Origin of the sequence: Clostridium sp. HV4-5-A1G, assembly GCF_900184915.1 — a bacterium.
Lineage (GTDB): Bacteria > Bacillota > Clostridia > Clostridiales > Clostridiaceae > Clostridium_B > Clostridium_B aromativorans.
The window spans coordinates 1-8,814 of record NZ_FXYI02000155.1 but is presented as its reverse complement, the minus strand read 5'-3'; the positions used below and the strand labels follow the sequence as shown (position 1 = coordinate 8,814).

Below are 8,814 nucleotides of genomic sequence, written 5' to 3'. Positions count from 1 at the left end.
AAATAATAGATGACGAATATAGATAGGGGAGGATTTGCATAAAATATTTATTCTCGCTTTAAATTGATAATAATTTTTTAATTAATTTAAATGGTAAACATTATTTAAAAAAGTAGTAACGTTCTCGGGATAAATGCTTTAGAAAGGGGAACTTAAAATGGTAGTCCTAAAAGAACTATTAAAACAAACTATTGAAAAAAATGCATCGGATTTGCATCTGACAGTTGGGGCACCTCCTGTAGTAAGGGTGAATGGCGAACTTAAGAAATTGGGAAAGGAAAAACTACAGCCGGCGGACACTGAAAGGTTTTCCAAGGAAATATTAGGTGAAGACTATGAGAGATACAATAAGACTGGTGAGATTGATATATCTTTTTCCATATCGGGTCTTGGAAGATTTAGAGTAAATCTGTTTAAGCAGAGAGGTAGTTGTGCCATTGCAATAAGAGTCATAGGTTTAAAAATACCTACTTTGAATGAACTTAAATTTCCACCTGAGGTAAAAAAACTTTTAGATTGCAAGAAGGGGTTAATTTTAGTGACGGGATCTACAGGGTCCGGGAAAAGCACTACATTGGCAGCTATGATAAATGAGATCAATTCCAATAGAGCTGCACATATAATCACTCTTGAAGATCCAATAGAATATTTACATAAGCATAACAAGTCCATAATAAGTCAAAGAGAAATAGGTAAAGATTCCCTAAGTTATGCCAATGCATTAAAATCAGTGCTTAGGGAAGATCCAGATGTGATTTTAGTGGGGGAGATGAGAGATCTTGAGACCATATCTACTACTCTCGCTGCAGCTGAAACTGGACATTTAGTATTTTCAACTTTACATACCATAGGCACTGCTAAGACTATAGACAGAATTGTGGATGTATTTCCACCTTATCAGCAGCAGCAGGTAAAGATACAGCTGGCAGCTGTACTGAAGGGTATAATATGCCAACAGCTTATACCTAAGCTGGATGGTAAAGATAGAATAGCGGCAATTGAAATCATGATTGCTACCACAGCTATTAGAAACATGATAAGAGAAGGAAAAACTAATCAGATAGAATCTTCAATGCAGACGGGAGTAAAATATGGAATGAGAACTATGGATATGTCACTTGCAGAACTCTACAGAAAAGGATATATATCCTATGATTCTGCTATGGGTTATGCTATTGACAATAATATGCTTGCCAGAATAATTTCTTTATAGAAGGATATGAAAAGGGATAGAGTGAAAATTCTATCTCTTTTACTGTATATTATTTTAGAGTTTATTGTAAATTACTATAGTAATTAAATTTTAGTTGTGCTAAAATAACCTTAAATTAGGGGGATTAAGATGAGCATTTTTAAAGAAATAATTAATTATGCCTCTCGCATTTTAACTTACACAGTCTATATAGTATCTATATACTATTTGTGCATATCGTTTTTTGGCTTGCTGAGGAAAAGAGATACTGAACAGATAAAACCAAAAAGGAGTTTTGCACTGATTATAGCAGCCCACAATGAAGAAATTGTAATTGGTGATATTATAGAAAGCTTAAAGGAGTTGGATTACCCTAAAAAATTGTATGATATTTTTGTGATTGCGGATAATTGTACGGATAAAACTGCATTGAAAGCTAGAAAAAAAGGTGCCTTTGTGTATGAGAGAAGTAGTATAGGAAAGCGCGGCAAGGGTTATGCACTTGAATGGATGTTTGATAAGATATTTAATATGGAAAAAAAATATGATGATATAGCTATATTTGATGCAGATAATATTGTACACAAAAACTTCTTGAAAGAAATGAACAAACAGCTCTGTAAGGGATATAAAGTTGTTCAAGGCTATTTAGACAGTAAAAATCCTGGCGATACGTGGATTACAGGAAGCTATTCTATAGCGTTTTGGACTAATAATAGGATGTTTCAATTAGCCAGAAGTAATTTGGGATTATCAGCCCAATTAGGCGGGACGGGTTTTGTGGTAGATACTGATATTTTGAAGAAATTGGGCTGGGGAGCTACATGCCTGACGGAGGATTTAGAATTTACCTGCAAATTGATATTACATGGATATAAAGTGGGATGGGCTCATGATGCTATAGTGTATGATGAAAAACCTCTTACACTTTGGCAGTCATGGAATCAAAGGAAAAGATGGATGCAGGGATTTACGGATGTATCAAGTAGATATTTTTTTAAGCTTGTAAAAAAAGCAATAAGAAACTGCAACTTTTTGTTGATGGACTGTGCTCTTTACAGTATTCAACCTATAATAGCTGTACTCATAGGATTTTCAGCTATAAGTGGTGGAATTCAACAGATTATGAAAGCACTTGATTTGATATCTGGTTTTAATACAGTTGTATATTCTATTAATTTTAATTTGTTGACCGTAGCGATGATATTACTTTCGGTGTTACAATTTATTTACACTCCTTTTATATTGATTTTGGAGAAAAAATTAAATTTTAAAACATTTGTATACTACATATTTTATCCGGTATATGCAATTACCTGGTTCCCAATTTCACTGTTAGGTATAATAGGCAAGAATAATAAGGAATGGAATCACACTGTCCATAGTCGGAGTGTAAAGATAAAAGATTTAGAAAAAGCTAATTAAACAGGGAAAAATTTTGATAAGGAAAGGATTGTAAGTCTTTTCCTTTTATTTTATGTTATAGAAAGAATAGATAAATATTCTTTAATTGCATTTGAGATTTTATTTAAATGTGATAAAATATAAGAGGAAAATTAGACTTTTTGTTGAATATATATTTTTAATGGTTCTCTTTATGCAAAGGAGGGAAATATTTTAATGAACGAATATATAGTGGGCATAGATATAGGCTCTTACAATATCTGTGCTGCTGCTGGAAAAATAGATAAACATTCCGAAGTACAGATAATGGGTATAACTTCCTCAAATTGTAGTGGTGTAAAAAGAGGGATAGTTGTAGATATAGATAATACATCGGAATCCATAAAGAAATGTATAAGCTCACTGGAAAGAATGGTGGATACAAAAGTAACTGGGGCTTATATATCCTTGTCAGGGGGGATAAGTGAGCTTGTTTGGAATAAAGGAGTAGTTGCAGTATCCTCGGAAGATCGTGAAATAAAGAGAAATGATGTGAAAAGAGTGTTAAAAGCATCTAAAATAATTAATATTCCCAACGATAAAGAAATAATAGGGGTAATACCTCAACAATATATAATTGATGGTTATGATAAAATAAAAGATCCTATAGGCATGTGTGGATTAAGATTAGAAGTGGATTCGCAAATAATACTTGCCCAGTCAACTGTAGTAAATAATATTTTTAAAAGTGTGAACAAAGCTGGAATAAAGGTACTTGGAGTAGTATTTGAGCCTATAGCTATATCCAGTGTGGTTTTGAAAGAAGAGGAGATTCAGAGGGGTATAGCTCTTGTAGATACGGGTTCAGATTCTATAAATATTTATATTTATAAAGGAGGAAATTTAAGAAGTATAAGTACTTTACCTTTAGGTGGAAGTATTATAACCAATGATATTGCAGTTTGCTTGAAAATCCCTGTTTCAGAAGCAGAAAAACTTAAAATAAAATATGGAAGTGTAGCAGCAGATTCTCTTAGGGATAATTTTAAAATAGAGGTAAATGCCAATTATAATAACAAAGTAAAAGTGGACTGTAATGTTTTAAATCAAGTTATAGAAGCTAGGGTTGAGGAGTTGTTTTCATTAATAAATAAAGAAATAAGTACGTCTGAATATTACAATGAACTTTCTGGAATAGTTATAGTAGGTGGCGGTATGGCGCTGATAAATGGCATAGAGGAATTTGGCAGAAATATTCTGGGAAAGCTTGTAAGAATTGGGATACCTAGATACATAGGGGCAGCAAGTCCACTGTATGCTACGGCGGTTGGAATAGTAAAAGACGTTTCAAATTCTATGAAGTTGAAAAATACCATAGATGTGGATTCATCTAAAAATGATAATTTACCCGATTATAAAAAGATAATTGAAGATGAAGAAGAAACGGAAAATGGAAATAGAACCAATGGGTTTATATCTAAGATAAAGGATTTTTTTACAGATTTTTTTTAAAAAAGGAGGCAGAGGTATTGTGTTAGATTTTGATGTTGATGTTCAGCAGTTTGCTCAAATCAAAGTAATAGGATGCGGCGGAGGAGGAAACAATGCTGTAAATAGAATGATAAAAGAAGGGTTAAAAAATGTTGAATTTATTGCTATAAATACAGATAAACAGGCGTTGATGCTTTCACAAGCATCACAGAAAATACAAATAGGTGATAAACTCACTAAGGGACTTGGAGCAGGAGCTAATCCAGAGATAGGGCAAAAGGCTGCGGAAGAAAATAAAGATGAAATATCCCAGGCTATAAAAGGAGCAGATATGGTATTTATTACAGCTGGCATGGGTGGAGGAACTGGCACTGGAGCGGCGCCTATAATTGCAGAATTAGCTAAATCTATGGGAATACTTACGGTAGGGGTAGTCACTAAGCCTTTTCCCTTTGAAGGCAGAAAGAGAATGCTCCATGCAGAGATGGGAATAAAAAACCTAAAGGAGAAAGTGGATACACTGGTTACTATCCCAAATGAAAGACTTCTTTCCATAGTAGATAAAAAAACCACTTTGATGGAATCTTTTAAATTTGCAGATGACGTTTTAAGACAAGGTGTACAGGGTATATCCGATTTGATCACTATACCTGGACTTGTAAATTTGGATTTTGCAGATGTTAGGACAATTATGATAGATAAAGGTCTTGCCCATATGGGTGTAGGAAAGGGAAATGGTGATAGCAGAGCTCAAGATGCTGCAAAACAGGCCATATCGAGTCCTCTCCTTGAAACTTCAATAGTGGGGGCTACAGGAGTACTTCTAAATATAACCGGTGGCCAGGATCTTGGGCTACTGGAGATAAACGAGGCTGCTGAAATAGTTCAAGAGGCTGCAGATCCTGATGCAAACATAATTTTTGGGGCTGTTATAGATGAAGAAATAAAGGATGAAATAAGAATTACTGTAATAGCAACAGGATTTGAATCAGATAAGAGCGGCGAAGTTAAAGATAAAAATTCTTTAAAAGCTGATACAGGTGTAAGGGACAGTAAGAATGAAGCTGCTGCTTCTGTAGAGTATGAAAAGTTCAATGAAGATAATTTGGAGATACCTGCTTTTTTAAGAAGGCAGAAAAGATGAGAAAATCACAGCTGGCAATTAATTGCCAGCTGTGATTTTTTTAGATGAAAATTAAGATTAAAAAACATTGGAGGAATAAAAGAAAAATTTATGACATATTATAGAAGATAAAAATATTGGAAATGATTAAGAAATGACAAAATTTTGAAATACATAGGTATATAATAAAAGTAAATAAAAGGAAGCAAAGGTGGAGGTGATTGTCTATTTGATCATATACATAGACTTGCTAATTTTAATAAATTTAATAGTAGATTTTTTCCTGTTGTATATTACGGGTAGGACTCTCAAATTAAAGATAAAATTTAAATTTATGTTTTTAGCAGCATCTATAGGCAGCATCTATACAATTACACTAATATATCCTAATTTGGAGTTTTTCTCCGCCTTTTATTTTAAAATTATAGTTTCAATTGCATTGATTTATATTTCCTTTGGAAATAAGGGGTTTATTACCAATTTAAAAATAGTGTCAGTATTTATTCTCTATTCAATGCTGTTGGCAGGGTTATGTATATTTATTCAATATAACAAATATTCCTATGTAGATGGTCCTGTTATAATTAATTTTTCATATCAATGGCTTTTTACTTCGCTTATGATATTATATATGGTTATTGACAGATTATTAGTCTATGTCAAAGATAGGAACAGATTGTCTACATTGATTTACAGTGTGGATATTGTATTTAAAAATAAATGTAAAACTGTCAGGGCTTTTCTTGACACTGGAAATGAGCTTAGAGAGCCCGTAACTAATTTACCGGTGATAATAGTTGAAAGTTCTGTATTTAAGAACATAAACTTAGAAGAGGATTCTAAATTTTATATACCTTACAGGGTCATAAATGGTGAAATTGGAAAACTCCAAGGATTTAAAGCAGATGCGGTGAGAATAAATTTGGGAGGGGAAATTAAATACAGAGAAGCTGTAATTGCTATTTGTCAGCAAAAATTAAGTGAACTTGGTGATTATCATGCTCTTTTATCCAGGGGAGTAATATAAAGTGATCACGCTTGTATAAATAGTTAAAAAACAATTGATAGTGGAGGATAATTATGCTTAAGTTAAAAATGTTATTGAACAGAATACTTATAAAATTCAAATTTATAATAAAAGATATATATTATATAGGTGGCAATGATGTATTACCTCCGCCTCTGAGTAAGAAAGAAGAAGAGGAATTGGTTTCAAAGTTGGTATCTGGAAATGAAAAGGTAAAGTCCACCCTTATAGAAAGAAATTTGAGACTGGTAGTCTACATAGCTAGGAAATTTGAAAATACAGGGGTTAATGTGGAGGATTTAGTGTCTGTTGGAGCCATAGGACTTATAAAAGCAGTAAATACCTTTAATCCTGAAAAAAAAATAAAATTAGCTACTTATGCTTCACGGTGTATAGAAAATGAAATACTCATGTACTTGAGAAGAAATAGTAAGGTAAAAGCAGAGATTTCTTTTTATGAACCCTTAAATGTAGATTGGGATGGAAATGAACTGCTGCTCTCTGATATTTTAGGGACTGACAATGATGTGGTCTATAATTTTATAGAAGATGAAGTGGATAAACAGCTTTTAGTTATTGCCATGAAAAAATTAAGTGATCGGGAGAAAGAAATAGTAAATTTAAGATTTGGATTAAATGGTAAAAAAGAAAGAACTCAAAGAGAAGTGGCGGATTTGCTTGGAATATCCCAGTCCTATATTTCTAGGCTTGAAAAGAGAATTATAAAGAGATTGAAAAAAGAAATAAATAAAATGTTATAGGGTTGTCTTTAGTATAAAATTGAGCCTCTTAGTAAATACTTAAAATGCTATATATTCTAAAGGGGCTGATTACATGATGATTAATAAAGTTGAAATTTGCGGCGTGAATACATCAAAATTGCCGGTTCTAAAGGGAAAGGAAATGAAAGAACTTTTGATAAAAATGCAGCAGGGGGACGATAAGGCTAGAGAAAAATTTATAAAAGGCAATTTGAGATTGGTGTTAAGTGTAATACAGAGATTTAACAATAGGGGAGAAAACGTGGATGATTTATTTCAGGTAGGATGTATAGGACTTATGAAGGCTATTGATAACTTTGATTTAAGTCAAAATGTTAAATTCTCAACCTATGCAGTTCCTATGATTATAGGTGAGATACGAAGATACTTGAGGGATAACAATTCCATAAGGGTGAGCAGATCACTTAGGGATATTGCATACAGGGCACTTCAGGTTAGAGATAGGTTGATAAGAGAGAACAACAAGGAGCCAACTATATCCCAAATAGCTAAAGAATTGCAAATACCTAGAGAAGAAGTGGTATTTGCACTGGATGCAATTCAAGATCCAGTTTCACTGTTTGAACCCATATACCATGATGGTGGGGATGCCATTTATGTAATGGATCAAATAAGTGATACAAAAAATGTAGATGAAAATTGGCTTGAAAACATAGCTATAAAAGAAGCTATGAAAAAGCTTAATGACAGGGAAAAATTGATTCTCAATTTAAGATTTTTTGATGGAAGAACTCAAATGGAGGTGGCAGATGAAATAGGAATATCCCAGGCTCAAGTATCTAGATTGGAAAAAACTGCATTGAGACACATGAGAAATTATATATGAGATTTAAAATGCAATGGTTTTGCAAAAAATGGATGGAGGGGTGTACATATATGGATATGGAAGGAGATCTATTTTCCTTAGTTAATTTGAAAGATATGGAAATTATAGATGCAAATACTGGTACAAAACTGGGTTTTATAAAGGATTTGAAAATAAACTGTGATGAGCACAGGATAATGTCAATTATTTTACCTTCTCAGACTTCTAAGATGTCGTTGTTCAGCAAAAATGAAGATATAGAAGTTCCATGGAAAGATATAAAAAAAATAGGGGTGGATGTGATTTTAATAGATGGGGGAAAATTGTCAGATAAGGTTTAAAAATTCTTCATTATTTAGGTAAAATATCATCGTGATATAATAATTAAAAAGAAATTGTAGAATATTTAGAAAAAAAGTGTATAATTATTGTTATAGTATAGTTATATAAAGGACGTGAATTAAATTGAAATGCCCTTATTGTGGATATGGGGAAAGTAAAGTAGTGGACTCTAGATCTACAGATGATGATATGGCCATAAGAAGAAGAAGAGAATGTTCAAATTGTGGTAAAAGATATACCACCTATGAAAAGATTGAAAATGTGCCTCTATTAGTCATAAAGAAGGATATGAGCAGGGAGTATTTTGACAGAAATAAAATATTGAATGGGCTTATAAAAGCATGTCAAAAACGACCTGTTTCAAGGAAACAAATTGAAGGTATAGCAGACGAAGTGGAGAAAGGGATAAATAATAAAATGCTTACAGAGATAAGCTCTTCTGAAATAGGGGAAATGATAATGGAGAGTTTAAAGAAAGTTGATGAAGTATCCTACGTGAGATTTGCATCTGTATATAGACAATTTAAAGATATAAATACTTTTATGGAGGAGATAAAAAATCTTATTTCTCATAAAGAAGATTAGAAATATGGGAATATAGGTAATTTACGTAGATTGTATAAAATAAATTATGATTTATTTTATGTAACTGAAAATTTTAGTTTTTAG

Annotated in this window: 9 protein-coding genes; all 9 read left to right on the top strand. The window is 32.5% G+C overall.

Going from position 1 to position 8,814, the window contains the following annotated elements; genetic code table 11:
- Nucleotides 1-157: 157 nt before the first annotated feature.
- The 9 genes from J5G60_RS14285 (at nt 158) to nrdR (ending at nt 8,730) form a co-directional block, all read left to right on the top strand.
- Nucleotides 158-1,213 (top strand): type IV pilus twitching motility protein PilT, encoded by a 1,056-nt coding sequence (locus J5G60_RS14285; RefSeq protein ID WP_150357862.1) that lies wholly within the window; start codon nt 158-160, stop codon nt 1,211-1,213.
- 129 nt (nt 1,214-1,342) lie between these two features.
- The gene (locus J5G60_RS14280) at nt 1,343-2,617 is read left to right on the top strand and encodes a glycosyltransferase family 2 protein (RefSeq protein ID WP_150357861.1); all 1,275 of its coding nucleotides are present in this window, start codon (nt 1,343-1,345) and stop codon (nt 2,615-2,617) included.
- 195 nt (nt 2,618-2,812) lie between these two features.
- A complete protein-coding gene (gene ftsA, locus J5G60_RS14275; protein WP_150357860.1) occupies nt 2,813-4,087 on the top strand; it encodes a cell division protein FtsA in 1,275 nt (424 codons plus the stop codon).
- 19 nt (nt 4,088-4,106) lie between these two features.
- Entirely contained in the window at nt 4,107-5,210 is a 1,104-nt protein-coding gene (gene ftsZ / locus J5G60_RS14270) for a cell division protein FtsZ (RefSeq protein ID WP_150357859.1), read from the top strand.
- A gap of 208 nt (nt 5,211-5,418) precedes the next feature.
- Nucleotides 5,419-6,216: a sigma-E processing peptidase SpoIIGA gene (gene spoIIGA, locus J5G60_RS14265; RefSeq protein ID WP_150357858.1), complete on the top strand. Its 798-nt coding sequence runs from the start codon at nt 5,419-5,421 to the stop codon at nt 6,214-6,216.
- A 53-nt stretch (nt 6,217-6,269) separates the two neighbouring features.
- Complete coding sequence (gene sigE, locus J5G60_RS14260) at nt 6,270-6,977, top strand: RNA polymerase sporulation sigma factor SigE (protein WP_150357857.1); 708 nt, start codon at nt 6,270-6,272, stop codon at nt 6,975-6,977.
- A gap of 73 nt (nt 6,978-7,050) precedes the next feature.
- A complete protein-coding gene (gene sigG / locus J5G60_RS14255) occupies nt 7,051-7,824 on the top strand; it encodes an RNA polymerase sporulation sigma factor SigG (RefSeq protein WP_150357856.1) in 774 nt (257 codons plus the stop codon).
- Nucleotides 7,825-7,880: 56 nt separating this feature from the next.
- Complete coding sequence (locus J5G60_RS14250) at nt 7,881-8,144, top strand: YlmC/YmxH family sporulation protein (protein ID WP_179978272.1); 264 nt, start codon at nt 7,881-7,883, stop codon at nt 8,142-8,144.
- A 124-nt stretch (nt 8,145-8,268) separates the two neighbouring features.
- Nucleotides 8,269-8,730, top strand: a complete 462-nt coding sequence (gene nrdR, locus J5G60_RS14245) for a transcriptional regulator NrdR (RefSeq protein WP_150357854.1) — start codon at nt 8,269-8,271, stop codon at nt 8,728-8,730.
- The last annotated feature ends 84 nt before the right edge of the window (nt 8,731-8,814 follow it).

Bases quoted from the DNA above. Each gene is read 5' to 3' on its own strand.
- J5G60_RS14285 (WP_150357862.1), top strand. From the start codon at position 158: ATGGTAGTCCTAAAAGAACTATTAAAACAAACTATTGAAAAAAATGCA.
- J5G60_RS14280 (WP_150357861.1), top strand. From the start codon at position 1,343: ATGAGCATTTTTAAAGAAATAATTAATTATGCCTCTCGCATTTTAACT.
- ftsA (WP_150357860.1), top strand. From the start codon at position 2,813: ATGAACGAATATATAGTGGGCATAGATATAGGCTCTTACAATATCTGT.
- sigE (WP_150357857.1), top strand. From the start codon at position 6,270: ATGCTTAAGTTAAAAATGTTATTGAACAGAATACTTATAAAATTCAAA.
- sigG (WP_150357856.1), top strand. From the start codon at position 7,051: ATGATGATTAATAAAGTTGAAATTTGCGGCGTGAATACATCAAAATTG.
- J5G60_RS14250 (WP_179978272.1), top strand. From the start codon at position 7,881: ATGGAAGGAGATCTATTTTCCTTAGTTAATTTGAAAGATATGGAAATT.